This is a genomic window from Halomonas halmophila (assembly GCF_006540005.1).
Classification (GTDB): Bacteria; Pseudomonadota; Gammaproteobacteria; order Pseudomonadales; family Halomonadaceae; genus Halomonas; species Halomonas halmophila.
Map to the genome: position 1 here is coordinate 14,829 of NZ_BJOC01000026.1, position 24,577 is coordinate 39,405.

26 protein-coding genes are annotated in these 24,577 nt (G+C 66.4%); 12 read left to right on the forward strand and 14 right to left on the reverse strand.

The window, feature by feature from the left end:
• Nucleotides 1-105 precede the first annotated feature (105 nt).
• From HHA01_RS10090 to HHA01_RS10100, 3 genes are all read right to left on the reverse strand, one after another.
• Nucleotides 106-867, reverse strand: a complete 762-nt coding sequence (locus tag HHA01_RS10090) for an SDR family oxidoreductase (protein ID WP_141320312.1) — start codon at nt 865-867, stop codon at nt 106-108.
• Nucleotides 864-1,964 carry a branched-chain amino acid aminotransferase gene (locus HHA01_RS10095; RefSeq protein ID WP_141320314.1) on the reverse strand — a complete coding sequence of 367 codons (1,101 nt, stop codon included), beginning with the start codon at nt 1,962-1,964 and terminating at the stop codon, nt 864-866. The genes HHA01_RS10090 and HHA01_RS10095 overlap by 4 nt, the downstream gene beginning before the upstream one ends.
• Before the next feature lie 183 nt (nt 1,965-2,147).
• Nucleotides 2,148-3,668 carry a leucyl aminopeptidase gene (locus HHA01_RS10100; protein ID WP_141320316.1) on the reverse strand — a complete coding sequence of 507 codons (1,521 nt, stop codon included), beginning with the start codon at nt 3,666-3,668 and terminating at the stop codon, nt 2,148-2,150.
• A 262-nt stretch (nt 3,669-3,930) separates the two neighbouring features.
• Between HHA01_RS10100 and lptF the strand changes: the two genes are divergently transcribed.
• From lptF to bfr, 5 genes are all read left to right on the forward strand, one after another.
• Nucleotides 3,931-5,013, forward strand: coding sequence for an LPS export ABC transporter permease LptF (gene lptF, locus HHA01_RS10105; RefSeq protein ID WP_174787730.1), 1,083 nt, complete (start codon nt 3,931-3,933; stop codon nt 5,011-5,013).
• Nucleotides 5,010-6,074 (forward strand): LPS export ABC transporter permease LptG, encoded by a 1,065-nt coding sequence (lptG, locus tag HHA01_RS10110; protein ID WP_141320320.1) that lies wholly within the window; start codon nt 5,010-5,012, stop codon nt 6,072-6,074. Before lptF ends, lptG begins: the two co-directional genes overlap by 4 nt.
• A 12-nt stretch (nt 6,075-6,086) precedes the next feature.
• Nucleotides 6,087-6,563 (forward strand): RDD family protein, encoded by a 477-nt coding sequence (locus HHA01_RS10115; protein WP_141320322.1) that lies wholly within the window; start codon nt 6,087-6,089, stop codon nt 6,561-6,563.
• Nucleotides 6,564-6,687: 124 nt separating this feature from the next.
• Nucleotides 6,688-6,894, forward strand: coding sequence for a (2Fe-2S)-binding protein (locus tag HHA01_RS10120; protein WP_141320324.1), 207 nt, complete (start codon nt 6,688-6,690; stop codon nt 6,892-6,894).
• Between the two features lie 149 nt (nt 6,895-7,043).
• Nucleotides 7,044-7,520, forward strand: coding sequence for a bacterioferritin (bfr, locus tag HHA01_RS10125; RefSeq protein WP_141320326.1), 477 nt, complete (start codon nt 7,044-7,046; stop codon nt 7,518-7,520).
• A 164-nt stretch (nt 7,521-7,684) separates the two neighbouring features.
• Here bfr and HHA01_RS10130 read toward each other — a convergent pair whose 3' ends face one another.
• Genes HHA01_RS10130 through HHA01_RS10140 form a run of 3 tightly spaced genes read right to left on the reverse strand, consistent with a single transcriptional unit; the run spans nt 7,685 to nt 9,518 of the window.
• Nucleotides 7,685-7,909 carry a DUF1653 domain-containing protein gene (locus HHA01_RS10130; protein WP_141320328.1) on the reverse strand — a complete coding sequence of 75 codons (225 nt, stop codon included), beginning with the start codon at nt 7,907-7,909 and terminating at the stop codon, nt 7,685-7,687.
• Nucleotides 7,910-7,923: 14 nt separating this feature from the next.
• The gene (gene tcdA / locus HHA01_RS10135) at nt 7,924-8,751 is read right to left on the reverse strand and encodes a tRNA cyclic N6-threonylcarbamoyladenosine(37) synthase TcdA (protein WP_141320330.1); all 828 of its coding nucleotides are present in this window, start codon (nt 8,749-8,751) and stop codon (nt 7,924-7,926) included.
• Complete coding sequence (locus HHA01_RS10140; RefSeq protein WP_141320331.1) at nt 8,748-9,518, reverse strand: pseudouridine synthase; 771 nt, start codon at nt 9,516-9,518, stop codon at nt 8,748-8,750. Before HHA01_RS10140 ends, tcdA begins: the two co-directional genes overlap by 4 nt.
• 193 nt (nt 9,519-9,711) lie before the next feature.
• Between HHA01_RS10140 and HHA01_RS10145 the strand changes: the two genes are divergently transcribed.
• Both HHA01_RS10145 and HHA01_RS10150 read left to right on the forward strand, forming a co-directional pair.
• Nucleotides 9,712-10,395 carry an SIR2 family NAD-dependent protein deacylase gene (locus tag HHA01_RS10145; protein WP_141320360.1) on the forward strand — a complete coding sequence of 228 codons (684 nt, stop codon included), beginning with the start codon at nt 9,712-9,714 and terminating at the stop codon, nt 10,393-10,395.
• A gap of 211 nt (nt 10,396-10,606) precedes the next feature.
• Nucleotides 10,607-11,362: a tRNA-uridine aminocarboxypropyltransferase gene (locus HHA01_RS10150; RefSeq protein WP_141320333.1), complete on the forward strand. Its 756-nt coding sequence runs from the start codon at nt 10,607-10,609 to the stop codon at nt 11,360-11,362.
• A 152-nt stretch (nt 11,363-11,514) separates the two neighbouring features.
• On the opposite strand, the gene HHA01_RS10155 is transcribed toward HHA01_RS10150, so the two are convergent.
• From HHA01_RS10155 to def, 7 genes are all read right to left on the reverse strand, one after another.
• Entirely contained in the window at nt 11,515-12,747 is a 1,233-nt protein-coding gene (locus HHA01_RS10155) for a TraB/GumN family protein (protein ID WP_141320335.1), read from the reverse strand.
• 88 nt (nt 12,748-12,835) lie between these two features.
• Complete coding sequence (locus HHA01_RS10160; RefSeq protein WP_141320337.1) at nt 12,836-14,284, reverse strand: TrkH family potassium uptake protein; 1,449 nt, start codon at nt 14,282-14,284, stop codon at nt 12,836-12,838.
• Nucleotides 14,285-14,327: 43 nt separating this feature from the next.
• Nucleotides 14,328-15,701 (reverse strand): Trk system potassium transporter TrkA, encoded by a 1,374-nt coding sequence (trkA, locus tag HHA01_RS10165; protein ID WP_141320339.1) that lies wholly within the window; start codon nt 15,699-15,701, stop codon nt 14,328-14,330.
• A gap of 101 nt (nt 15,702-15,802) precedes the next feature.
• Nucleotides 15,803-16,006 carry a dodecin gene (locus tag HHA01_RS10170; protein ID WP_141320340.1) on the reverse strand — a complete coding sequence of 68 codons (204 nt, stop codon included), beginning with the start codon at nt 16,004-16,006 and terminating at the stop codon, nt 15,803-15,805.
• A gap of 43 nt (nt 16,007-16,049) precedes the next feature.
• Nucleotides 16,050-17,390, reverse strand: a complete 1,341-nt coding sequence (gene rsmB / locus HHA01_RS10175) for a 16S rRNA (cytosine(967)-C(5))-methyltransferase RsmB (RefSeq protein ID WP_141320342.1) — start codon at nt 17,388-17,390, stop codon at nt 16,050-16,052.
• Nucleotides 17,387-18,367, reverse strand: a complete 981-nt coding sequence (gene fmt / locus HHA01_RS10180; protein ID WP_141320344.1) for a methionyl-tRNA formyltransferase — start codon at nt 18,365-18,367, stop codon at nt 17,387-17,389. Before fmt ends, rsmB begins: the two co-directional genes overlap by 4 nt.
• A gap of 145 nt (nt 18,368-18,512) precedes the next feature.
• Nucleotides 18,513-19,025: a peptide deformylase gene (gene def / locus HHA01_RS10185; RefSeq protein ID WP_141320346.1), complete on the reverse strand. Its 513-nt coding sequence runs from the start codon at nt 19,023-19,025 to the stop codon at nt 18,513-18,515.
• Nucleotides 19,026-19,188: 163 nt separating this feature from the next.
• On the opposite strand from def, the gene dprA reads away from it, so the two are divergent.
• The 4 genes from dprA (at nt 19,189) to aroE (ending at nt 22,712) form a co-directional block, all read left to right on the forward strand.
• The gene (gene dprA / locus HHA01_RS10190) at nt 19,189-20,289 is read left to right on the forward strand and encodes a DNA-processing protein DprA (protein WP_141320348.1); all 1,101 of its coding nucleotides are present in this window, start codon (nt 19,189-19,191) and stop codon (nt 20,287-20,289) included.
• Between the two features lie 54 nt (nt 20,290-20,343).
• A complete protein-coding gene (tsaC, locus tag HHA01_RS10195) occupies nt 20,344-20,901 on the forward strand; it encodes an L-threonylcarbamoyladenylate synthase type 1 TsaC (protein WP_141320350.1) in 558 nt (185 codons plus the stop codon).
• A 75-nt stretch (nt 20,902-20,976) separates the two neighbouring features.
• Entirely contained in the window at nt 20,977-21,903 is a 927-nt protein-coding gene (hemF, locus tag HHA01_RS10200) for an oxygen-dependent coproporphyrinogen oxidase (protein WP_141320352.1), read from the forward strand.
• Nucleotides 21,900-22,712: a shikimate dehydrogenase gene (gene aroE / locus HHA01_RS10205; protein ID WP_141320354.1), complete on the forward strand. Its 813-nt coding sequence runs from the start codon at nt 21,900-21,902 to the stop codon at nt 22,710-22,712. Before hemF ends, aroE begins: the two co-directional genes overlap by 4 nt.
• Before the next feature lie 19 nt (nt 22,713-22,731).
• Here the strand turns inward: aroE and HHA01_RS10210 are convergent, their stop codons facing one another.
• Nucleotides 22,732-23,532 (reverse strand): M48 family metallopeptidase, encoded by an 801-nt coding sequence (locus HHA01_RS10210; protein WP_141320356.1) that lies wholly within the window; start codon nt 23,530-23,532, stop codon nt 22,732-22,734.
• Nucleotides 23,533-23,661: 129 nt separating this feature from the next.
• Here HHA01_RS10210 and HHA01_RS10215 point away from each other — a divergent pair, with 129 nt between their 5' ends.
• Nucleotides 23,662-24,525, forward strand: a complete 864-nt coding sequence (locus HHA01_RS10215; RefSeq protein WP_141320358.1) for an ATP-binding protein — start codon at nt 23,662-23,664, stop codon at nt 24,523-24,525.
• The last annotated feature ends 52 nt before the right edge of the window (nt 24,526-24,577 follow it).

Sequence of the window (24,577 nt, forward strand, 5' to 3'; positions counted from 1 at the left end):
GGGAGTTGTAAGAAATAAGAGGGAAGAAAGAAGAACAGTTCTCCGATTGCTTCAAGGCGCGTAGCGCCGTTCTTCCTTCTTCAAGCCGCGCAGCGGCGTACTTGTTTAAACCCCGCCATCCATATCGATCAGGCTGCCGGTGCAGAACTCGGCTTCAGCGAGCCACAGGATGCCGTCGGCGATTTCCGCGGGTTCGCCGATGCGGCCCAGCGGGATGCGCGTCCCGGCGGTATCGACCTTGCCGGGGTTGTCGGCGCTGGCGTGGATGCTGGTGCGCACCACGCCGGGGCGTATGCCATTGACGCGGATGCCGGCGTCGGCGAGTTCGCGGGCGAGTCCCCGGGTGAGGCTGTCGATGGCGCCCTTGGAGGCCGCATAGTCGACATACTCATTGGCGCCACCCAGGCGCGCGGCGACGGACGAGATGTTGATGATCACGCCACCGTCGCCGCCATGCCGGGTTGCCATGCGTTTGACCGCTTCGCGGGCGCAGATCAAGGGGCCGGTGACATTGGTCCGCATCATGCGCTCGACGCGGGCGAAGCTCATGTCCTCGATACGAGCATTGACGTCCACCACACCGGCGTTGTTGACCAGCACATCGAGGCGCCCCAGCTCGCGGTCGAGGGTCTCGAACAGCGACAGGATGCCGGCCTCGTCGGCGACATCGGCCTGGATGGCGATGGCACGACCGCCTGCGGCCTCGATGTCACCGACGACGCCATCTGCCGAGGCCTTGTCACTCCGGTAGTTGATGACCACCGTATAGCCGCGCTGAGCGGCCAGGCGCGCCGTGGCGGCACCGATGCCGCGTCCGGCACCGGTGATCAGCATGACGCGCGAGGCCGGGGGGTGCCGGGGGGTCATGCCAGTCGGGTCAGCCAGCCGTGAGTGTCTTCCCGGCGGCCGTACTGCAGGTCGAGCAGGTGGCCGCGCAGGCGCTTGGCGACCTCGTTGTCGCCGCCGGCGTCGAGGCGGATGGTGTCGTCCTCGGTGACCAGCTCGCCGACCGGGGTGATGACGGCGGCGGTGCCGCAGGCGAAGACTTCGGTGATGTCGCCGCTGGCCGCGCCCTCGCGCCATTCGTCGAGGCTGATCGGACGCTCCTCCGGTGTCAGGCCTTCCTCGCGGGCCAGGGTGAGCACCGAGTCACGGGTCACGCCTTCGAGGATGGTGTCGGTGAGCTGCGGTGTCACCAGGCGGCCATCGCGGTAGACGAAGAACAGGTTCATGCCGCCCAGCTCCTCGATCCACTTGTTTTCGGCGGCATCGAGGAAGGCGACCTGGCTGCAGTCGTTGGCTTCGGCCTCCTTCTGGGCGGCCAGCGAAGCGGCGTAGTTGCCGCCGCACTTGGCGAAGCCGGTGCCGCCGGCCGCGGCCCGCTTGTAGTGCGAGGAGAGCCAGATCGAGACCGGCGCGATGCCGCCCTTGAAGTAGGCCGCCGCTGGCGAGGCAATGACGTAGTAGTCGACCTCATGGGACGGACGCACGCCGAGGAAGGTCTCGCTGGCGATCATGAAGGGGCGCAGGTAGAGGCTGGATTCCTCGGCCGCCGTGGCCGGCGTCGGCACCCAGGCATGGTCCTGGGCCAGCAGGGCCTTGAGCGAGTCGACGAAGTCATCGTCGGAAAGCTCCGGCAGGGCCAGGCGACGCGCCGAGCGCCGGAAGCGTTCGGCGTTCTTTTCCGGGCGGAAGGCCCACACCGAGCCGTCATCATGGCGGTAGGCCTTGATGCCCTCGAAGATCTCCTGGGCGTAGTGCAGCACGGCGGCGGCCGGGTCCAGGGTCAGGGGCCCGTAGGGGTGCACTTCGTGACCGTGCCAGCCGGCGTCGAGCGTCCAGCGGACATGCGCCATGTGATCGGTGAAGTAACGGCCGAAGCCGGGATTGGCGAGGATGTCGTCCCGGATGGGGGCTGCCGTGGCCTCGGAGGACGGCAGCACGGTAAAGCGTTGTGTGGGCACGGCGATCGGTCTCCGCTTGGCCCGAGGCTTCGACAGCGCCCCGGGGTGATACTGGTACAACGGCCGGCCGGGCGGTCGCTGCATGCGTGTCGAGGGTCGGGTAGCCGGGGCATCCGCTGCCCCGGCAGTACTGTCGTCAATGAAAAGGCCACCGCGGGCAAAAGGCAAGCCCGCGCTGGGCTATCACTCCTCGCCGACCTCGACCCGGCTGTCGCCGGCGCGATCCAGCAGATACTGGGTGAGCAGGCTGACCGGGCGGCCGGAGGCCCCCTTCTGCGCGCCGGATTGCCAGGCGGTGCCCGCGATGTCCAGGTGGGCCCAGGGATACTTGTCGGCAAAGCGCGAGAGGAAGCAGCCCGCGGTGATGGTGCCCGCCGGGCGCCCGCCGATATTGGCCAGATCGGCGAAGTTGGAGTCGAGCTGTTCCTGATACTCGTCCCACAGCGGCAGGTGCCAGGCGCGATCCCAGGCGGTTTCGCCGGCATCCAGCAGGTCCAGCGCCAGGTCGTCGTCATTGGCCATCAGGCCGGTGGCATGATGGCCCAGGCCGATGATGACGGCCCCGGTCAGGGTGGCGATATCGACCACGCTGGCCGGCTCGAAGCGTTCGGCATAGGTCAGGGCATCGCACAGCACCAGGCGGCCCTCGGCATCGGTATTCAGGACCTCGACCGACAGGCCCTTGAGGGTGCGGATGATGTCGCCGGGCTTGGTCGCCAGGCCATCGGGCATGTTCTCGGCGCTGGCCACGATGGCGATCAGGTTGACCCGTGGCTTGATGGCCAGTGTCGAGGTGACGGCGCCGAACACGCTGGCGGCACCGCACATGTCGAACTTCATCTCGTCCATGGCGGCCCCGGGCTTCAGCGAAATGCCGCCGGAATCGAAGGTGATGCCCTTGCCGACCAGCACATGCGGTGGCTCGTCGGGGTCATCGGCGCCCTGGTACTTCATGACGATCAGGCGCGAGGGTTCGGCGCTGCCGTGGCCGACGCTGAGCAGGCTGTGGGCACCGAGTGCTTCCAGGGCCTCTTCGTCGAGGACTTCGGTGGTCAGGGCGCCATCGGATTCGGCGGCCAGGGTCTCGGCGCGTTCGGCCAGGTAGCGTGGCGTGCAGACGTTGCCGGGCAGGTTGCCCAGGGTGCGGGTGGCATTGATGCCCTGGCCGATGCCGTCGCCGATGCGCCCGCCCTCACGCGCCGCCTCGGCATTGTCGGCCTCGCTGACGAGCAGGGTGACCCGCTTGAGTCGCGGCAGGGGCGCCGGCTCCGACTTGAAATCATTGAAACGGTAGACGGCCCGGTGTGCCGCTTCGGCGGCCATGCGTGCCTTCCAGTCACACTCGCGATCGGGAACCGGCACGTCGGTGAAGGCGACCGCGGCATCCTCGGCCGGCAGCGCGGCCAGGGCCGTGAAGGCGGCGTCGAGCGCCTTGCGATAGGCGCTTTCCTGGCACTGGTCGCGCGTTCCCAGGCCAACCAGCATCAGGCGGTCGGCGTTGAGCCCGGGGGCGAACGGAATCATCTGGACGTTGCCCAGGCGGGCATCGAAGTCGCCACGCTCGATCAGCTGGCCGATCAGCCGCTCGCTGGCATCATCGAGTTTGGTGGCGGCGGGCAGCAGATCGCCGTCCTTGAACACCGGTACCACGAGGCAAGCCGTTTCGACCTTGGCGGGATTGGCCGTCTGAACTGGGAATTCCATGGTGTCTCCACAAGACAAGCGGTGAGGGATTCTGGATAATGCCGGCACATTGCCGATTCGCCCCAGTGTACCCCAGGAGCCCGCCGGACTTCACACTGATCTAGGCTGACAGGGCAACACCCGGCCCCGCGTCGATGCCCGTGGCCGGATGCCGTGTCGTGTAGCGCGCCACCTTGCGCGGCCGGGCATGCGCCGGCGACGCCGTGATCGAAGGTTGCGGTCGTGCGGGAGCAGGGTCGGCAACCTGGACCGGGAGAGCGCATTGATCATATTCCGCTACCTGACCCGCGAGATCCTGCAGACCATGGCGGCCGTCGCCGGTGTGCTGTTGCTGGTCATCATGGGCAGCCGCTTCATTCGTTACTTTTCCAGTGCCGCGGAAGGTGATATCCCCGTCGATATCCTCGGCACCCTGATGCTCTTTCATCTGCCCGGGTTTCTCGAGCTGATCCTGCCGCTGGCGTTCTTCCTGGGGATTCTGCTGGCGCTCGGCCAGCTCTACCTCAACAGCGAGATTACCGTGCTGGTGGCCTGTGGCACCAGCCCCAACAAGCTGTTGTGGGTCAGCCTGCTGCCGGCCACGGTCGTCGCGATTCTGGTTGGCATGTGCAGCCTGTGGTTGACGCCGGCCGGCGCGCTGCACAACGAGACCCTCATTGCTGAACAGCGCAGCCAGGTGGACTTCGGTGTCCTGGCTCCGGGGCGTTTCCAGGATTTCGGCAATGGCCGGGTGGTCTATACCGAAAGCCTGAGTGAAGGTGAGCATCGCCTTGAGGAGGTCTTTATCAGCGAGCGGCAACGACGTGGCGATGGCATCCCGCAGACCGTGGTGACACGCGCCGGCGAGGGCTATCAGACCGTCGACGAAGAAACCGGCAGTCGCTACCTGGTGCTTGCCGAAGGCCAGCGCTACAGTGTCGATCCCGGGCGTGCCGTGGCCGAGAAGCTGTCCTTCGGTCGCTACGCGGTGCGCTTATCCGGTGCCGCCGAACGCCAGGACCTCGATGACCCCGAATACCTGAGCACGCCGTCGCTGATCGCCGATGGCTCGCCACCGGCCATGGCACAGCTGCAGTGGCGGCTCGGCCTGCCGCCCATGGTCTTCATCCTGACATTGCTGGCCATGCCCTTGTCGCAGGTCAATCCGCGTCAGGGGCGTTTCGCCAAACTGCTGCCGGCCATCTTCCTCTATGTGGCCTACCTGAGCCTGTTGCTGGCGGCCATGGATGCCATCGCCAGCGGCAGCTGGCCGGTGGCGATCGGCATGTGGCCGATCCATCTCGCTTTTCTGGCCATTGGCCTGTTGATGACGCTGCATGCTCAGCGCAAGGGGATGAGCGGATGATAGCCGACCGTCTCGATCGCTACATCGCGCGCAATGTGCTGGGCGCCATCCTGGTCGTCCAGGTGGTCCTGCTGGGGCTCGATCTGGTCATCACCTATATCAATGACCTGGGCGACGTGAAGGGCCAATACAGTGCCCTGGATGTGCTCATCTATCTGTGCATGCGGCTGCCCTGGCGCTTCTACCAGTATGCCCCGGTAGGCGTGCTGATCGGGGCGCTGATCGGCCTGGGCGGCATGGCCTCGAGCAATGAGCTGACCGTCATGCGCGCCGCCGGGCGCTCCCTGGGACGCATCCTGTGGAGCGTCATGAAGCCGATCATCCTGGTGGTCGCGGTGGTGCTGTTCATCGCCGAGTTCGTCAGTCCGCGCACCGAGCAGTTCGCCAATGCCTGGCGCCTGGAGCAGATGCAGGGCGAGGGTGCCGTGCTGACCGAGCAGGGTGGCTGGCAGCGCGAGGGCGATGACTTCTACCGCTTCGGTGCCATCCGCGCCGACAATGTCGTGCTCGACTTGACTCGCTACCGTTTCGAGGGACGCGAGCTGCGCCAGGCCCTCAATGCACAGCGAGCCATCTGGCAAGACGGTGGCTGGGTCATGAAAGACGTGCAGATCACCCGTTTCGAGGACGGGCGTACAGCCGTTACTCGGCAGGATACGCGCCCCTGGGAAACCGACCTGACGCCGGCCGAGCTGGATCGCCTGCTGCGTGAAGTCGATACCCAGGCACCCAGCGAGCTCTGGGCCCATGCCAACTATCTGCAGTCCCAGGGGCAGGATGCCACCCAGCCGCTGCTCTACTTCTGGCAGAAGATGCTGATGCCATTGACCATGGCGTCACTGATGCTGGTGGCCGCCTCCTTCGTGTTCGGGCCCTTGCGCAGCGTGGCGGCCGGAACACGCGTCTTCTATGGCGTGATCACCGGCCTGGTGTTCAAGTACCTGCAGGATCTCCTGGGGCCGGCCTCCACGGTCTTCGGCTTCTCGCCGGCCTGGGCGGTGCTGGCGCCGACGTTGATCTGCGCCGTGCTGGGGCTTTACCTACTGCGACGCAGCGGCTGACCGGGAGTTCGCATGGCCAAGCACTTTGCCCGCCTCGACAATGCCCACCCTGCCGGTCTGGGGCGTCGGCTGGGTGCCATGTTGTATGACAGCCTGCTGTTGCTGGCGCTCTGGGTGGCGCTGACCACCCTTCATGTCCTGACCAGCCGACTTGTGCTGGGCGTTCCTGCCGAACAGCTGGGGCAGGGTACTCTCCAGGTGGTGTCGCTGCGGCTCCTCCTGGTGCTGGGCGCCTTCGGCTTTCTGGCCTATTTCTGGATGCGCGCCGGCATGACGCTGGGCATGCAGGCCTGGCGGCTGCGCGTACAGACGCCGGACGGGCAGGCGATCAGCTTGCGTCAGTGCCTGGTGCGTTTCGTGGTCGGGGGGCTGTCCTGGGCCGCGCTGGGGCTGGGCCATTTGTGGGTCGTGTGGGACCCGCAGCGGCGCAGCTGGGCCGACCTGGCCTCCGGTACAAGCGTCATGCTCCTGCCCGGGCGTCGGCGCTGAATGGCGGGCTTGGCCACCGCTCAGGGCTGACAACCAGTGACACACGAAAAAAGTTCTCACCTATGGTTGCGATAGTCTATGCGAATCATTTACATTTGATTCGTGGTCAGCACGAGGTGATGTCATGTACGTGTGTCTTTGCAAGGGTGTCAGTGACAAGGCCATCCGCCAGAGCGTGGAGGATGGAGCGCGCAGCTGGCGTGACGTTCAGCGCGATACGGGCTGCGGCACCCAGTGCGGCAAGTGTGCCTGCCTGGGCAAGAGCATCACCCGCGAGTCCGTCCAGGAGATGTTGACCATGCCGGTCGATGAGCTGGCCTATGCCGTGTGATGACAATCGATATTGTTTGTTTTGTCATTAGCAAGCATCTGATTTCATTGATTTTTTTGTGACGTAGTCTAGACTGTCGATTACGCCTGGCAGGGCGGTGTAGCCCGTGCCACAGTGTTCAGGACCCTGACAGCAAGCGAGGACACGTCATGAAAGGTGACAGCAAGGTCATTCAGTACCTCAATACCGTGCTCGGCAACGAGCTGGTCGCCATCAACCAGTATTACCTGCATGCCAAGATGTACCAGGACTGGGGCCTGCACGCCCTGGGCAAGTGGGAGTACAAGGAATCCATCGAGGAAATGCAGCACGCCGATACCCTGATCGAGCGCATCCTCTTCCTCGAGGGCCTGCCCAACCTGCAGGACTACGGTAAGCTGCTGATCGGCGAGAACACCAAGGAAATGCTCGAGTGTGACCTCAAGATCGAGAAGCAGGCGCACACCGATCTGATCAACGCCATCGCGCATTGCGAGCAGGTGCAGGACTACGCCAGCCGCGACCTGTTCCGCCAGATCCTCTCCGATGAGGAAGAACACATCGATCATCTGGAGACGGAACTCGGCCTGATCGACAAGGTCGGCCTCCAGAACTACCTGCAACAGCAGATGCAGGCCGCGGAATAAAGAAGTAGGAAGAGCGCGGCTGACGCCGCTGGAAGAGGTAGGAACGGCGCTTCGCGCCTGGAAGAGAGAAGATACCCTTGCGGCCGAGGCCCTGGGTCTAGCCTGGTTCTCTTCCCTCTTCCCTCTTCCCTCTTCCCTCTTCCCTCTTCCCTCTTCTTCCTTGCCTAAAACGCCTTCTCCAGCGCGAAGCGTGGCAGGGGTTCGCCCTGCACCTCCACGGTTTCCATGAACATCGCCAGCGGGCGGACCCAGAGGCCGTAGTCGCCGTACAGGGCGCGGTAGGCCACCAGGGATGCTTCGGTTTCGCTGTGCTGCGCCACGCCGATGACTTCGTAGAGCGCGCCCTTGTAATGCCGGTAAATGCCGGGGGTGGGGTGCTGCGGTTCCATTTCGGGCTCCTTGTTCACTGTGCGGTCTGGCTGTGGCGGGCCAGGCGTGCCAATGTCCGGCTGACGGCGATGAAGCCGAAGGTGCCGGTGACGAAGGTGGCGGCGCCGAAGCCCGAGGCGCAGTCCAGACGGGTCGATTCGTCCGCGCCGGGCTTGGTGTGGCAGACCTCGCCGTCGGCCCCGGGGTAGACGAGCTGTTCGTCGGAGTAGACGCACTCCACCGAGAATCGCCGCCTGGGGTTTCGCGAGAAGCCGTACTCGCGTCGCAGCCGGGCGCGCACCTTGGCGAGCAGTGGGTCGTGCTCGGTACGCGTCAGGTCCGCCGTGCGGATGCGTGTCGGATCGGTCTGGCCGCCGGCCGCCCCGGTGACAGTGATCGGCAGCTTGCGCCGCTTGCACCAGGCGATCATGGCGGCCTTGGCCACTACACTATCGATGGCGTCGATCACATGATCGGCATCGGCAGGCAGCCGCTCGGCGAGGTTGGTGGGCGTGACGAAGGCGCTATCGGCATGCACCTCGATACCCGGTTGAATGGCCCGACAGCGTTCGGCCAGTACCTCGACCTTGGGGCGCCCGATGGTGCCGTCCAGGGCGTGCAACTGACGATTGACATTGGACACGCAGACATCATCCAGGTCGATCAGCGTCAGTCGGCCGATACCGGAACGCGCCAGCGCCTCGACGGCCCAGCTGCCCACGCCCCCCACGCCGGCCACCACCACGTGAGCCTGGCGAAAATGTTCCGCGGCGTGCGCCCCGTAAAGGCGTCGAATGCCACCGAAGCGCAGGTCGTGATCCGCATCCCGAGCGGCGGTGTCGGGGGAAGAAGGCTCGTTCATGAAGGGCTCGTCACTGTTGTCGCCGGGGCGTTGTAACGCTGGTTGGCCGGGAGGTGGCCCGACCAGCCGAAGCGCTGGAAGAGGGACGTCATGCGGGCATCCAGGGCACAACCGAGCTGGATGGGCTGGCCATGGACGGGGTGCGTGAAGTCGAGCCCCACGGCGGCCAGCAGGAGCCGGGGGCAGTCGAGCTGCTCGGCGAAGAAGCGGTTGTGCACGCTCTTGCCGTGCTTGGCATCCCCGATGATCGGGTAGCCCCGACGCGACAGATGGCGTCGAATCTGGTGACGCCGCCCGGTAAGAGGCCGCGCTTCCATGAGCGAGTAACGGGCACTGGGATAGCGGTCGACACGCACCGGCAGCTCGACGTCGTCCAGGCGCGTGATCGCGGTGCGGGCCGCACGGGCCGGCATCTCGGCCTTGGGGCGTCGCCCGTCCTCGTCGCGCAGGGCGTAATCCAGGCATTCGTGCTCCGGCCCATGGCCACGTACCACGGCCAGGTAGCGCTTGCCGACGCGATGCGCGGCGAAGTCGTCGCCCAGCGTGCTGGCCGTCCGGCTATCCAGGGCGAACACCACCAGGCCCGAGGTCGGGCGGTCGAGGCGGTGCACCGGGTAGACGTGCTGGCCGATCTGGTCGCGCAGGGTCTGCACCAGGAAGTGCCGCTCGCCGCGTGCCAGGGCACTGCGGTGGACCAGCATGTCGGCCGGCTTGTGCACGGCGACAAGATATTCATCGTGGTAGAGAATGGGCAATGCGTCGGTCATGATGGCGCCTGACGAAAAACAAGCCGCCATTGTCGCTGGCGCTTGCCGGGATGTCACCCTCGGCGGTTGTCGGCGCACGGCCTGGTCGAGACCCGAGCCGGCAGGGCCATGGCGAATTTCCACAGACGGCAAGGAGCGTGACGTGGCGAACCCGTCTTCCAGCCCCCATCTGGTGGTGCTGACCGGTGCCGGCATGAGCGCCGAAAGCGGCATCCAGACCTTTCGCGCGGCCGATGGCCTGTGGGCCGACCATCCCATCGAGGAGGTGGCGACGCCCGAGGGCTGGGCCCGCGACCCCGAGCGCGTGCTGCGCTTCTATAATGCGCGGCGCGATCAGGTGCGTAGTGCCCGGCCCAATGCCGCCCACCAGGCGCTGGCCGAGCTGGAAGCCGATGGCTTCACGGTCAGCATCGTGACCCAGAATATCGATGACCTTCACGAACGGGCCGGGTCGCGTCATGTCGTTCACCTGCATGGCGAAGTGCTCAAGGCGCGCTCCTCGGTGAAGGCGGATCTGCGTTACCCCCTGCCGCAGGGTGGCATCGAGATGGGAGATCTTTGCGACCTGGGCAGCCAGCTGCGTCCCGATGTGGTGTGGTTCGGCGAGGCGGTGCCGCGCTTCGGGGATGCCCTCGAGCTGGTGGCCGAGGCGGATCTGCTGCTGGTGGTGGGTACCTCGATGGCGGTCATGCCGGCGGCCTCGCTGATCGACGCGGCACCCATGGCGGCGCCGCGCGTGCTGGTCGATCCCCAGGCCGATGAACTGATCACGACCGGGGTGAATGGCCTGGCACTTTCCGCCGGCGAAGGCGTACCGCGGCTGGTCGAACACTGGCGGCGTCAGCGACGCCTGGTGCTGCCCGGCGAGGTGCTCTGAGCTTCGGGAAACACTGCTTAAATGCCTGCGCATGCAAATCGCTGCGTTGCGCGGTGCTCGAAAGCTCGCCTAACTATCTGTTATGTCTCGCTTTCTGTGGTCCGTGCGCCTTGCGCTTCACTATGCTCGGCTATTGATTCAGCGTTTCCTTCGGGCTGTCGCGCCGAGCGTGGTAGAATCCGCCACCCTTCCAGCGACTCTCCCGTGATGCATGCGAGACGATCCGCGGTCGCCAGGCGACCCAGCCGATACTGACACCGACCACCCCGGCGAGTCGCCGCCGCGCCGCGAATTCAAGGCGCGGGGCAGTACCGTGGTGCGTTGCGAAGCCTGCAACCTGCCGGCACTGAACTGCCTGTGCCCCTACCGAGTGCGCGCCTCATGCGGCATTCAGGTATGGCTGCTGACACATCCGCTGGAGCAGTACAAGCCGACCAACACCGGTCGTTTGATTCGCGATGTGCTGCCGGACACGCGGGTCTTCACCTGGTATCGCACGCTGCCCGACACGGAACTGCTGGCGCTGCTCGATGACCCGCGCTATGCCCCCTTCGTGGTCTTTCCCGATGATCAGCCGGGCTATGCCGAACGCGTTGTCGACGTCGAGCGGGTGGCCGAGCGGCGCGAGGCCGGGCGGATCCCGGTGCTGATCCTGCTGGATGGCACCTGGCGCCAGGCGCGCAAGATATTTCGCCGCAGTGACTACCTGGCCCGGCTGCCGGTGTTGCCGCTGGTCACCGAACGTCAGACGCGCTACCGGTTGCGCAAGTCGGCCTCCGCGGACCACCTGAGTACCGCCGAAGTGGCCGCCGAGCTGCTGCGCCAGGCCGGCGAGGAGCAGGCCGCGGACTATCTCGATGACTACTTCGAGGTCTTCAATGAAAGCTATGCCGCCAGTCGTCGCTACATCAAGCTGACCGAGACTTCGCCGGCCATGCAGCGGCTGCTGGCGGCACGCCAGGGATAACACTGATTTATTGCTGCGCTCGATATCTTGGCTGCCGGCGGTACTCGTGCGCGAGCCCGGTCGGCACCCTCATTTAGCATCGCGTAAACTCCGGTTCCTCCGTTCCGGCGGCAGCCAACCTATCATCGCTCGCGACACAAATCAGCGCTTCCCTAACCGAAGAGCTTGCCGGCGATTCGCAGCCCTGCCACCCAGGTGCCGGCGGCCGAGCCCAGGGTAGCGGTGAGAAACACCAGCAGGGTGCGGGCCACGCGGTTGCGCCACCAGCCTTTCCAGTGGGTCACGTCATGGCGCAGGGTGGAGAAGTCACGCACCTTGGGCTTGCGCAGGGCCAGCTCGACCCCTGCCGCGACGAACCCGGCCCCGATGGTCGGGTTCAGGGAGGTCAGCGGCGCGGCGCACAGGGTGGCGAGTACCGTCAACGGATGGGCCAGGGCGACGATGGTGGCCGCCCCCGAGAGTACGCCGTTGATCAGGAACCACTCACCGACCAGCTCCCAGCCCAGCTGTGTGTTGCGCGAAAAGCCGATGGCGAAGCCGGTCAGCACCAGGGCGGTGATCAGCCAGGGCAAGGCCCTCCAGGTCTTCGAACGAGGCGGCGTCACCTCGAGCTGCCGACGCTCTTCGGCGGGGGCCTCGGGCAGCGGCGCCTCGAGATGCTCGGCCATGCCTCCGAGATGGCCGGCACCGATCACCACCAGCACATGACGGTACTGGCCGGGCGGGCAATGTTCGGCCAGGCGCAGGGCCATGTAGCGGTCGCGCTCGCTGATCAGCGGGGTATACAGTGCCTCGGACTGGGCCGCGAACTCGCGGAAGGTCGATTCCAGTACATCGCCTTCCTTGAGGCGTTCGATGTCTTCCGAAGACACCTTCTGGCGCGACAGAACACCGCCCAGCAGGCCCGAAAACAACGAGAACCGTTGCCACCAGGGCACGTTGTGATAGATGCGCTTGAGGGTAATGCCGATGTCGCGATCAATCAGCGCCAGCGGCAGTTTGTGCTTGCGCACGCCCTCGACGGCAGCACGCATCTCGGCGCCGGGCTCGATGCCGGACTGCTCGGCGACACGTTGCTGGAAGGCACCCAGCGCGAGGCTGGCGGCGACCATGCCGGCCTTGCCCTGACGAAAGATCTGGAACAGGTCCTGCTCGCCCAGGGCATCGGGGTTGGCAAGGTTCTGGTGACGCGAGTCGCACAGCTCGATGGCCACCGCATCGAAGTCGCCGGAGGCGATCATGTTGCGCACTTCCGCGGCGCTGCTGGCCGAGACGTGGGCAGTGCCCAGCAGGGTGTAGCGCGTCGCGCCAACCTGCAGGGTACGGCGTGGGCCGACAGCGTCGGCCGTCGGTTCGTCGAGAGTGCAGTCCTGAGTATCGGTCATGGACGCATGAGCCTTGAAGAGATGAGAGAGTTGATTATCCACGAGTGTCGTCGGCGGGCAAACCCGCCGCGGCACTCGTCGCCAGCGCTTACTTGCGCCAGAAAGCCGGGGTGAAGAGTACCATCACGGTAAAGATTTCCAGGCGCCCGAGCAGCATGGCCATCACCAGGATCCACTTGGCCAGGCTGGGCAGGTCGCCATAGTGTGCCGAGGCTTCGCCCAGGGCCGGCCCCAGGTTGTTGATCGCGGAGCCCACCGTTGACCAGGCGGTGACCTGGTCGACCCCGGTGGCCATGACGCCGACCAGCATCAGGAAGAACAACATCACATAGGCCGAGAAGAAGCCCCAGACAGCCTGGGCGATGCCCTCCGGTACGCTGACCTTGCCGACCTTGACGGTGATCACCGCGCTCGGGTGGATCAGGCGCATGATCTCGCGCATGCCCTGCTTGATGATCAGGATGATGCGGATCACCTTCATGCCGCCCCCCGTGGAGCCGGAGCAGCCGCCAACGAAAGCCGCCATGAAGAGCAGGAAGGGCAAGGCGCCCGGCCAGGTGGAGAAATCGGCTACCGAAAAACCCGAGGTGGTCGCCACGGAAACCACTTCGAAGAAGGCGTGGCGCAGGCCCTCGGCGGTTTCGTAGTCGCTGGTGAGCCATAGCGAGACGGTCGTGATGAGGGTCAGTATGGCCAGAAAAATCATCAGGAAGCGGGCTTCCGGATCCTGAAAATAGTGCATCACACTACGCTCCCGCCAGGCCACGAAGTGCAGGCTGAAACTGAACGCCGAGATCAACAGGAAGCCGGCGCAGATCATCTCGATCAGCGCACTATCGAAATAGCCGATACTGGCGTCATGGGTCGAGAAGCCGCCGATGGCCACTGTCGAGAAGCTGTGCCCCAGCGCATCGAACCAGTCCATGCCGGCAGCCATGTAGGCCAGCATGCAGGTGATCGTCAGGGTGGCATAGATATACCACAGCGCCTTGGCCGTCTCGGTGATGCGCGGTGTCAGCTTGGAATCCTTGAGGGGGCCGGGGATCTCGGTGCGGTACAGCGCCATACCGCCGACGCCCAGGGTCGGCAGGATCGCCACCGCCAGCACCACGATCCCCATGCCGCCCAGCCACTGCAGCTGCTGGCGGTAGTAGAGGACGGCCTTGGGCAGCATGTCGATGCCGGTGATCACCGTGGCGCCGGTGGTCGTCAGCCCGGAAAAGGATTCGAAGACGGCATCGGTGGGCGACAGTGCCGTGGCGCCGGTCAGCATCAACGGCAGGGAGCCGAACAGCCCCAGTACGCTCCAGAACAGCGCGGCGATCAGGAAGCCGTCGCGCGTCCGCAGCTCCTTGCGGGCGTGGCGGTTGGGCAGGTACATCACGGCGCCAGTCCCCACCGTGATGCCCAGTGCGATGCTGAAGGCCTCCCACATGCCATCGGCGAACAGCAGCGAGATCAGGATGGGTGGCACCATGGTCAGGCTGAACATCATCAGCAGCAGGCCCAGGATGCGCAGGATCATGCGCAGACTCATGGCAGGATCCTCCTCGTCGTCCCTGTCGACATGATCCACTCCATCAGAAGAAGGTCAGCCCCACCTGGAAGAGCCGCTCGACATCGCGAATGCGGCGCTTGTCGATGACGAACAGGATGACGTGGTCGCCGGACTCCACGACCACGTCATCATGGGCGATGAGGACCTCCTTGCCGCGCACGATCGCGCCGATGGTAGTGCCGCTCGGCAGGTCGATGTCGGCGATGGTCTTGCCCACCACCTTGGAGGACTGGGTGTCACCATGGGCGATGGCCTCGATGGCTTCGGCGGCCCCGCGGCGCAGCGAGTGCACATTGACGATATCGCCGCGACGCACATGGGTCAGCAGGCTGCCGATGGTGGCCTGTTGGGGGGAGATCGCGATGTCGATCTCGCCGCCCTGCACCAGGTCCACGTAGGCGGCATTGTTGATCAGGGTCAGCACCTTCTTGGCGCCCATGCGCTTGGCCAGCATCGACGACATGATATTGACCTCGTCGTCGTTGGTCAGGGCACAGAAGATATCGCAATCCTCGATGTTCTCTTCCTCGAGGAGGCGCTTGCTGGTCGCACTGCCGTGCAACACCACGGTTCTGTCGAGCCGCTCGGAGAGCTGGGTGCAACGTTCCAGGCTGCGCTCGACGATCTTGACCTGATGACTGTGTTCCAGGTGCTCGGCGAGCCGTTCACCGATGTTGCCACCGCCGACGATGACAATACGCTTGAAGTCACGCTCGAGCCGGCGCAGTTCGCTCATCACGGCGCGGATATCGCGCCGCGCAGCAATGAAGAAGACCTCGTCGTCGGCCTCGATGACGGTGTCGCCACGCGGAATGATCGGCCGGTTGCGCCGATAGATGGCGGCTACCCGGGTGTCCACGCTGGGCATGTGGCGGCGCAGAAAGCCCAGTTCCTGACCCACCAGCGGGCCGCCATAGTAGGCCTTGACCGCCACCAGCTGTACCAGCCCCGAGGCAAATTCCAGTACCTGGAGGGCGCCGGGATGTTCGATCAGGCGACGGATATGGTCGGTGACCACCTGTTCGGGACTGATCAGGACATCGATGGGCACGGCTTCGTGGGCGAACAGGCCCTTGCGCGTCAGGTAGGCGGTGGCGCGCACCCGGGCGATCTTGGTGGGGGTGCGGTACAGGGTATGGGCGACCTGACAGGCAATCATGTTGACTTCGTCGGTGTTGGTCACCGCGATCAGCATGTCGGCGTCTTCACAGCCCGCCTGGCGCAGCACCATGGGGTAGGAGGCCGCGCCGGCCACGGTGCGGATATCCAGCCGGGTATGCAGTTCGCGCAGGCGGTCGCCGTCGGTATCCACCACCGTGATGTCGTTCTCTTCACGGGCCAGGTGTTCGGCCAGGGTGCCACCGACCTGGCCGGCACCGAGGATGATGATCTTCATCGCGTGTCACAGTCCGCAAGAAAGAGGCGACACCTGTCATGTCGCCGGTATGAGTGGCGAAAAGCCTAAACCAGTCGCGCGAGGAAAGACAGACACCGGGGTCAGTCGAGGGTGAAGCCGACCTTGATGGTCACCTGCCAGTGGGCCACACGCCCGTCCTCGATATGCCCGCGGGTATCGAGGACCTCGAACCAGCGCATGCCGTGAAGGCTTTCCGAGGCCTTGCTCAGGGCGCCCTGCACGGCATCCTCGATGCTCTTTTCCGATGAGCCGGTCAGCTCGATGTGCTTGTAGGTGTGCTGCATGGTGACGATCCTTGAGTGACGGAGCGAGGTCGATGGGCCGCCCTCAGGCGGCCGTCTTCTTCAGTCTGGCATAGAAGAAGCCGTCGTGGCTGTCGATGCTCGGCAGCAACTGGCGTCCGGCGCCGGCCGGCTGGCCCCAGGCCAGGCCGTCCGGCGTGGTGACCTCGGCATCCGGGGTGCGCGCCAGGAAGGCCTGCAGCTGCTCGGTGTTCTCTTCCGGCAATACCGAACAGGTAGCGTAGAGCAGGGTGCCGCCCTTGGCCAGCAGGGGCCAGAGGTTGTCCAGCAGGCGGGACTGCAGCTCGGCCAGCTTGGCGGTATCCGAGGGTCGGCGCAGTCGCTTGATATCCGGATGACGACGAATCACGCCGCTGCCCGAGCAGGGTGCATCCAGCAGGATGGCATCGAAGGGCGTGCCGTCCCACCAGTCCTGGGCGGTGGCGTCGCCGTGCACCAGTTCGGCATCCAGCCCGAGCCGCGACAGGGTGTCCTCGACGCGGGCCAGGCGGACATCGTCGCTGTCGATGGCCTGCATCTCGATGTCGAAGAGCTCTAGCAGGTGCGAGGCCTTGCCGCCGGGCGCGCAGCAGGCGTCCAGCACCCGGGCGCCGGGGCGCGGGGCAATGACAGGGCCCAGCAGTACCGCGGCCAGCTGGGCGGACTCATCCTGGACACTGACATGCCCATCACGAAAGCCGGGCAGCTCGGTCACCTCGCAGGGTGTTTCCAGGGTCAGGCCGTCTGGGGCATGCGGGCAGAGCCGGGCCGGCGAATCAAGACGCTCCAGGTACATTTCGCGGTCGCCGAAGCGGCGGTTGACGCGCAGGGTCATGGGCCCCGGCTGGTTGTTGGCCTCGCAGATCCGCTTCCAGTCTTCCGGCCAGGCCTGGCGCAGTGACTTGACCCACCAACGCGGGTGCAGCAGTGCCACGGCGGGGTCCTTGTCGACCTCGGCCTGCAGGGCGGCGCTGTCGCGCTGCAGGCGTCGCAGGCAGCCGTTGAGCACCCGCGTGGCCCAGGTCTTGCCGAGCAGGCGTGCGGCCCCGGCGGTCTCGCCCACGGCGGCGTGGGCCGGCACGCGCAGGTAGAGCAGCTGGTAGATGCCGACCAGCAGCAGGGCCTGCACATCGGCATCCCGCGTCTTGAAGGGTTTCTCCAGCAACTGGCCGGTCAGGGCCTCGAGGCGTGGCAGGGTGCGGCAGGTGCCGAAGCAGAGTTCCTTGAACAGGCTGCGGTCACGGGCGATGACCTGATGGTCGTCGAGGTCGTTGAGCGATTTCTTGCCGGTGATGACCGGGGCCAGCGCGCGAGCGGCGGCGGCCCGAACCGCCAGGCCATTGTCCAGCGACTTGCTGCGCGGCGTGGAGTGACGTTGCTGGCTCATGCGGGTGTCTCCCGGTGAGGTGTGCCGAGTAGGGTGCCGACGGTAAATCGCTCTGCCCGGGCGCGCATCAGTTCGGCGGCGCTCAGGGGCTTGCCGCCGGGCAGTTGGGCGCGGGTCACGCGCAGCGCACTGTCGCGGCAGGCGATGCGCAGGGCATCCTGGTCAGGCTTGAGCAGGGTGCCGGGGGCGACGTCGCTTTCGTGCGCGGCCAGTGTGCCCGGCTCGGCCAGCCACAACCGCAGGCGCTCATCGCCGAGCTGACACCAGGCCACGGGCCAGGGGTTGAAGGCACGAACCCGCGCGGCCAGCGATGTCGCCGGGGCATCGAAGTTCAGCTCGGCTTCGGCCTTGCTGAGCTTGGCGGCGTAGGTGACGCCTGCTTCGGGCTGCGGGGTCGGGGTGATGCCGGGTTCCACCAGGCGGTCGAGGGTCTCGATGAGCGCCTCGCCGCCCAGCGCCGCCAGGCTGTCGTGCAGGGAGCCCCCGGTCGTGGCCGCGGTGATCGGCGTGCGCCGCGTCAGCAGCATGTCGCCGGTGTCCAGGCCGGCGTCCATCTGCATCAGGGTCACGCCGCTTTGCGTGTCGCCGGCCTCGATGGCGCGCTGGATGGGCGCGGCCCCGCGCCAGCGCGGCAGCAGCGAGGCGTGTACATTCAGGCAGCCCAGGCGTGGCGTGTCGAGTATCGCGCGCGGCAGTATCAGGCCATAGGCGACGACCACCATCACATCGGCCTCGAGGCTGGCCAGTTCGGCCCGGGCCTCGGGCGTGCGCAGCGATGCCGGTTGATGGACCGGTAGATCATGGGACTCGGCCAGCTGTTTGACGGGGCTTGCCGTCAGCTTGCGCCCGCGACCGGCGGCCCGGTCCGGCTGGGTGTAGACACCCACCACCTGGTGGCGGCTTTCGAGGAGCGCTTGCAGGCTGGCGGCAGCGAAGTCGGGCGTGCCAGCAAAGATGACGCGCAGCGGTTGGGACATGTCGGGGAGCCTTGCCGAAATGGATGTCGTCGATGATAACGGAGCAGGGTATCCAGAAAGAAGGCCGAAGCCCTCAACGGCATCGGCCTGCTCTCGACGGAATGCGCTCGGCCGGTGCGTCAGTGGCCGGCGAGTCGTGGGCTGTTCAGGCGTCCTGGGCGAGCTTGTGACGCTTCTGCATCTTCTTCATGACACGATCGCGCTTGAGCGGCGACAGGTAATCGACGAACAGCACGCCGAGCAGGTGATCGTATTCATGCTGGATGCAGTGGGCCAGCAGGCCCTCGGCTTCCAGCTCATAGGGCTGACCGTCACGGTCCAGCGCCTCGAGGTGCACCTTCAGGGCTCGCGGTACTTCGGCGTAATAGTCGGGGATCGACAGGCAGCCTTCCTGCAACGGCTCGCGGGCCTCGCCGAGCGGCGTGTAGCGGGGATTGATGAGCACCCGGGGCTCGTTGCGGCCTTCACTGACATCCATGACGATCACCTGGCGGTGCACGTCCACCTGGGTGGCGGCCAGGCCGATGCCACTGGCGTCGTACATGGTCTCGAGCATGTCGTCGACCAGCTGGCGAACGCCGTCGTCGACCGTCTCGACCGGGGCAGCCTCGGTGCGCAGGCGTTCATCGGGGTATTCGAGAATGGGGAGTTTGGCCATGGCGTAGGGTCACCGTTGTGCGGAGATTCGAAATCCGGGTCTATTCTAGGGGCGAAGGGCGGGGCAGAAAACCGCTTCGGCCCGATCAGCTTGATGACCTTCGAGTATAGCATTTCGGCGTGCTCCCCGGGAGCGCTGCCGCGACGGGCAAGGAGATTCGCCCATGCAACGCAACGCCATGGAGTGGCTGGCCCTGTCCCTGTTGCCGGGCGTGGGCGCGTCACGCCTGGCCGCCCTGGTGGCCGAGCAGCCGGCATGGCCGGATGGTTGGCTGGCGGCCCTGCCGCACCCCGCCGCCCAGGCACTGCGCCTGTGGCTCGAGCATCCGGCCAAGAGCCCGCTCGCCGAGCGCATCGAGGTCGCCGCCGAGTGGCTGGCGACATCCGCCGATCGTGACCTGCTGCACCCGGGGCACCCGGCCTGGCCCGAGGCCCTGGAGCAGATCGCCGACCCGCCGCCTGTGCTCTGGGCCATGGGTGATCCCACGGCGTTGGAGGGGCCGCGACTGGCGATGGTCGGCACCCGTCGCCCCACCCGCGAGGGCCGTGGCAACGCGGCGGGCTTTGCGCGTCAGCTGGCCGAGCACGGCTGGTGCGTGGTCAGCGGCATGGCGTTGGGCATCGACGGTATCGCCCAGCAGGCGGCGCTGGATGCCGGCGGGCAGAGTATCGCGGTGCTGGGGTGTGGCGTGGATGTCATCTATCCGGCGCGTCATCGCCACCTGCAGGACGAGCTGCGTGAACGCGGTGGGCTGTTGCTGTCCGAGCACCCGCCGGGGACTCGTGCTCGGGCCGGCTTCTTTCCACGCCGCAATCGCCTCATTACCGGCCTGTCGCGTGGTGTTCTGGTGGTCGAGGCCGCCGAGCGCAGTGGCTCGTTGGTCAGTGCTCGACTGGCGGCGGAGCAAGGGCGTGAGGTGCTGGCGCTGCCCGGCTCGATTCACAATCCTCAGGCACGCGGCTGCCTGCACCTGATACGTGAGGGCGCCGCCCTGGTCCGTGACCTGGATGATCTGCTGGCCGAACTGGTGGGGTGGAGTGCCGTACCCGTGCCAATGCCTCGCGCCGAGGATGACGCAGCGCACAGCGATCCGTTGCTGGGCTGGTTGAGTGACAGCCCCACGCCGGTGGATGTGCTGGTCGAACTGAGCGGGCTGGCGGTGGCCGAGTGTCAGCGGCGGCTGTTGATGCTGGAGCTCGAGGGGCAGGCGGCCCAGGCCTCGGGCGGCTGGGTCCGCCTGCCGAGCCGGTCTGGGGCATGGTAGAATAGGGGCTGGTTGAAATTTCATGTACCGACCCGCTCAATCGGATGCACCGTCATGCCTCAGGCCCGTTCTCTTGATGCCGTCGTGGATGTCCTGCGCGAAGGCGGCGTGATCGCCTATCCCACTGAAGCCGTCTGGGGCCTGGGCTGCGACCCGGATGATGCCCCGGCCCTGCAGCGCCTGCTGGATATCAAGCGGCGCGACCCGGCCAAGGGCGTGATTCTGGTGGCCGCCGACCTCGAGCAGTGCGAGCCCTGGCTGGAAGGCCTGGCGCCGGCGCTGCGGTTTCCCCTGGCGGCGCCGCAGCCGCAACCGACGACCTGGCTGGTGCCGGACAACGGGCGTGCCCATGCGCTGGTCCGCGGAACGCATGCCAGGGTTGCCCTGAGAATCAGTGATCATCCCGGCGTCCAGGCCCTGTGCCGGGCCTTCGGTGGGCCCCTGGTGTCCACCTCGGCCAATCGCGCCGGGGAAGACGCGGCCATGAGTGTCGAGGCAGTGCAACGCCTGTTCGGCCACGAGCTGGACGGCGTCTTGCCCGGCACCCTGGGCGGTCATGCCCGCCCCAGCACCATACGCGACCTGACCACCGGCCAGGTGCTGCGGGCCTGAGGCTTGTCCAGCGCGGAGCCGCCCATGGTGGCGTCAGCATCCGTTATCCTATCTTCCGCTCAGCGAGGAGGCTCTGTGGCCCAAGCGTATCTCCATGACGTCAAGACGTACTTGCTCGACCTTCAGGACCGCCTGTGCGAGGCCCTGGCCGCGGAAGACGGCCAGGCGGACTTTCGCGAGGATACCTGGGAGCGTGAAGAAGGCGGCGGTGGCCGCTCGCGGGTCATCGAGAACGGGGCGCTCTTCGAGAAGGGCGGCGTCAATTTCTCGCATGTCTACGGCGCCTCGCTGCCGGCCGCGGCGTCGGCGGCCCGCCCCCAGCTGGCGGGGCGCAGTTTTCACGCCGTGGGCGTCTCCTGGGTGCTGCACCCCGAAAACCCGCATGTCCCCACCAGTCACGGCAATGTGCGCTTCCTGATCGCCGAGAAGGACGGCGAGGCGCCGGTCTGGTGGTTCGGCGGCGGCTATGACCTGACGCCCTTCTATCCGGTGCTCGAGGATGTACGCCACTGGCACCGGGTGGCACGCGACGCCTGTGCGCCCTTCGGCGAGGAGGTCTATCCGCGCTACAAGGCCTGGTGCGATGACTACTTCACGCTCAAGCATCGCGACGAGCGGCGCGGTGTGGGCGGGCTCTTCTTCGATGACCTCAACGAGGGCGGCTTCGAACGTTGCTTTGCCTTTCAGCAGGCGGTAGGCGACAGCTTTCTCGAGGCCTATCTGCCCATCGTGCGGCGTCGCCGGGGGCAGGACTGGGGCGAGCGGGAGCGCGATTTCCAGCTTTACCGGCGTGGCCGCTACGTGGAGTTCAACCTGGTCTGGGACCGCGGCACCCTGTTCGGCCTGCAGAGTGGCGGGCGCACCGAGTCGATTCTGATGTCGATGCCGCCGCTGGCGCGCTGGGAGTACGGCTGGACGCCCGAATCCGGCAGCCCAGAGGCGGCACTCGCTGATTACCTGCAGCCACATGACTGGTTGAGCCAAGAGGAGCCCGGGCAATGAACGACCGTTACTGTGTTTTCGGCCATCCGATCGGCCATTCGAAGTCGCCGGTGATTCACGCTGCCTTTGCCGCCCAGACCGGTGAAGCGCTCGAGTACACGGCCATCGAAGCCCCCCTCGATGACTTCGCCGGCGCCTGGCGCGCCTTCATCGCCGAGGGCGGTCGCGGGGCCAATGTCACCGTGCCCTTCAAGGAAAGCGCCCATCGGCTCTGCGACACCCTGAGCGAACGCGCGCGCCGCGCCGGGGCGGTGAATACCCTGAGCCTCGGCGCCAGCGGCGAGACCCACGGCGATACCACCGATGGCCTGGGGCTGGTCGGTGATCTGCATCGCCACGACGCGGCGATTGCCGGCAAGCGGGTGCTGGTGCTGGGGGCCGGGGGTGCGGTGCGCGGCGTGCTGGAACCCCTGCTGGAAGCCGGGCCGGCCAGCCTGTTCATCGCCAATCGCACGGCCGCCAGGGCCGAGGCCCTGGCCGCGGACTTCGCCGATCTCGGAGCGGTGACTGGAGGTGGCTACGACACCGTGCGCGGTCCCTTCGATCTGGTGATCAATGGCACCAGTGCCAGCCTGGCCGGTGATCTGCCGCCGCTGCCGGATGACCTCTTCGCCGCGGGCGGCGTCGCCTACGACATGATGTACGGCGCCGAACCGACGGTCTTCCTGCGCTGGGCCGGCGAACGCGGTGCCAGGGGGATCGACGGCCTGGGCATGCTGGTCGGCCAGGCCGCCGAGTCCTTCGCGCTGTGGCGTGGCCGGCGCCCCGAGGTCACGCCGGTGCTCGAGCGCCTGCGCCGCGAGCTGTGAGCCACCCGGCGCAGGGGTATCAGCAGTCGGGCGTGTGGCCCGACTGGCGGGCCTGCCGATAGGTGTCCATGGCCTGGCTCATGCTCGCCTGGAGGTCGTTGATGCGGCTGTCGTGGCTGGGGTGGGTGGACATCCACTCGGGTGGCTGGCCGCCGCCGGCCTGGCTCATGTTGCGCCACAGCTGGACGCTGGCACGGGGGTCGAAGCCGGCGCTGGCCATCAGGTCGAGGCCGATTTCGTCGGCTTCGCTCTCGTGGCTGCGCGAGAAGGGCAACTGCACGCCATACTGTGCGCCCAGGCCCAGTGCCTGCATGGTCATGTCATGGGTCGGTCCCTCGATACCGGCCGCTGCCGCCGCAACAGCGGCAACGCTCAGGCCGATCTGGGTGGCACTCTGGGTCGAGGCCCGTTCGTTGGCGTGCTGGGCCATGACATGAGCCACCTCGTGGCCGATCACCGAGGCCACCTGATTCGAGTTGTCGGCCAGCTCCAGCAGGCCGGTGTTCACGCCCACATAACCGCCGGGCAGGGCGAAGGCGTTGGCCGCATCATCCTTGAAGACACGGACCTCCCAGTTCTCCTGGCGCTGCTCGGGCGGCAAGACCCCGACGATGGCATTGGTGATGCATTGCACCCGGCGCAACGGCGCTCCGCCGACCGTGGGCAGTTCCTGCTGATACTTGTTGAACGCCTTGGCGCCCATCTGGTCGAGCTTGGACTCGGACATCAACGTCAACTGCGAGCGTCCGGTCGGCGATGTCGAGCAGGCGGCAATGGCAACGCTTAGCGCGCCGATGGCGAGACACTGCATCCAGCGCATGGGGTCCTCCTTGGATGGGGCCTGGTCCGTGATGGTTCAGACAAGGTACCGCGCCTGCCGTGTGGGTCAAGGCGGGGCTATGGCATCATGACATTCTACCGCCTTGATGACAGGAAGGAGAATGCTTCGATGGATGATGAACTGGCCCGTCGCCTGCTGGGCGTGCTGGAGCGGGTGGAGCCCTGGCTGCCGCCGGTTCCAGTGAAGGTCGACTGGAAGCGTGATGTGGCGGCGCTGTGGCAGCGGCACCCGCTGGGCGGCAGCCTCACACCGGTGCCGCCCCGTGATGGTCTGCAGCTGGACGACCTGCTGGGGATCGAGCGCCAGAAACAGGCGCTGGTCGACAATACGCGTGCCTTCCTGCATGGCTTCCCGGCCAATCATGCCCTGCTGTGGGGCGCCCGCGGCGGCGGCAAGTCGTCGCTGGTGCGGGCCCTGCTCAATGATCTGGCCGCCGAGGGACTGCGCCTGGTGCAGGTCGATCGTCATGATCTGGCCGCGTTACCCGTGCTGGTCGAGCAGCTGCGCCATGAGTCCCAGCGCTTTGTGGTGTATTGCGATGACCTTTCCTTCGAGGGCCAGGATGATGCCTACAAGGCCCTCAAGAGCGTGCTGGATGGCGCCCTCACCGGGCCGCCGGAGAATGTACTGCTGTATGCCACGTCCAATCGGCGTCATCTGCTGCCGGAATCGATGAGCGACAATGACAGTTCGCGCCTGGTCGGGGAGGAACTGCATCACGGCGATGCCGTGGAAGAGAAGATCTCACTGTCGGACCGCTTCGGCCTGTGGCTGAGCTTTCGACCCTTCGACCAGGCCACCTACCTGGAGGCCTGCGAGCACTGGGTCACCTGGCTGGGCGAGTGCACCGACTGGGACGAACAGGCACGCAGCGAAGCCATTCGCTATGCCACCCTGCGTGGCGGACGCAGTGGCCGTGTGGCCTGGCAGTTTGCCTGCCAGCGAGTGGGGCAGCGCCGCCTGGCGACCTGAAGCCCGTTTGCTCTGCCGAAACGAGAAGCGCCGCCCTTTCGGGCGGCGCGGC

Bases quoted from the DNA above. Each gene is read 5' to 3' on its own strand.
- HHA01_RS10150 (WP_141320333.1), top strand. From the start codon at position 10,607: ATGCGAGACGATCCGCGGTCGCCAGGCGACCCAGCCGATACTGACACC.
- bfr (WP_141320326.1), top strand. From the start codon at position 7,044: ATGAAAGGTGACAGCAAGGTCATTCAGTACCTCAATACCGTGCTCGGC.
- HHA01_RS10170 (WP_141320340.1), bottom strand. From the start codon at position 16,006: ATGCAGCACACCTACAAGCACATCGAGCTGACCGGCTCATCGGAAAAG.
- HHA01_RS10155 (WP_141320335.1), bottom strand. From the start codon at position 12,747: ATGACCGATACTCAGGACTGCACTCTCGACGAACCGACGGCCGACGCT.
- tcdA (WP_141320330.1), bottom strand. From the start codon at position 8,751: ATGAACGAGCCTTCTTCCCCCGACACCGCCGCTCGGGATGCGGATCAC.
- def (WP_141320346.1), bottom strand. From the start codon at position 19,025: ATGGCCAAACTCCCCATTCTCGAATACCCCGATGAACGCCTGCGCACC.
- HHA01_RS10090 (WP_141320312.1), bottom strand. From the start codon at position 867: ATGACCCCCCGGCACCCCCCGGCCTCGCGCGTCATGCTGATCACCGGT.
- trkA (WP_141320339.1), bottom strand. From the start codon at position 15,701: ATGAAGATCATCATCCTCGGTGCCGGCCAGGTCGGTGGCACCCTGGCC.
- HHA01_RS10210 (WP_141320356.1), bottom strand. From the start codon at position 23,532: ATGCGCTGGATGCAGTGTCTCGCCATCGGCGCGCTAAGCGTTGCCATT.
- HHA01_RS10140 (WP_141320331.1), bottom strand. From the start codon at position 9,518: ATGACCGACGCATTGCCCATTCTCTACCACGATGAATATCTTGTCGCC.
- HHA01_RS10145 (WP_141320360.1), top strand. From the start codon at position 9,712: ATGAGCGCCGAAAGCGGCATCCAGACCTTTCGCGCGGCCGATGGCCTG.
- lptG (WP_141320320.1), top strand. From the start codon at position 5,010: ATGATAGCCGACCGTCTCGATCGCTACATCGCGCGCAATGTGCTGGGC.
- HHA01_RS10215 (WP_141320358.1), top strand. From the start codon at position 23,662: ATGGATGATGAACTGGCCCGTCGCCTGCTGGGCGTGCTGGAGCGGGTG.
- HHA01_RS10130 (WP_141320328.1), bottom strand. From the start codon at position 7,909: ATGGAACCGCAGCACCCCACCCCCGGCATTTACCGGCATTACAAGGGC.
- rsmB (WP_141320342.1), bottom strand. From the start codon at position 17,390: ATGAGCCAGCAACGTCACTCCACGCCGCGCAGCAAGTCGCTGGACAAT.
- HHA01_RS10120 (WP_141320324.1), top strand. From the start codon at position 6,688: ATGTACGTGTGTCTTTGCAAGGGTGTCAGTGACAAGGCCATCCGCCAG.
- HHA01_RS10100 (WP_141320316.1), bottom strand. From the start codon at position 3,668: ATGGAATTCCCAGTTCAGACGGCCAATCCCGCCAAGGTCGAAACGGCT.
- fmt (WP_141320344.1), bottom strand. From the start codon at position 18,367: ATGTCCCAACCGCTGCGCGTCATCTTTGCTGGCACGCCCGACTTCGCT.
- dprA (WP_141320348.1), top strand. From the start codon at position 19,189: ATGCAACGCAACGCCATGGAGTGGCTGGCCCTGTCCCTGTTGCCGGGC.
- HHA01_RS10160 (WP_141320337.1), bottom strand. From the start codon at position 14,284: ATGAGTCTGCGCATGATCCTGCGCATCCTGGGCCTGCTGCTGATGATG.
- aroE (WP_141320354.1), top strand. From the start codon at position 21,900: ATGAACGACCGTTACTGTGTTTTCGGCCATCCGATCGGCCATTCGAAG.
- tsaC (WP_141320350.1), top strand. From the start codon at position 20,344: ATGCCTCAGGCCCGTTCTCTTGATGCCGTCGTGGATGTCCTGCGCGAA.
- HHA01_RS10115 (WP_141320322.1), top strand. From the start codon at position 6,087: ATGGCCAAGCACTTTGCCCGCCTCGACAATGCCCACCCTGCCGGTCTG.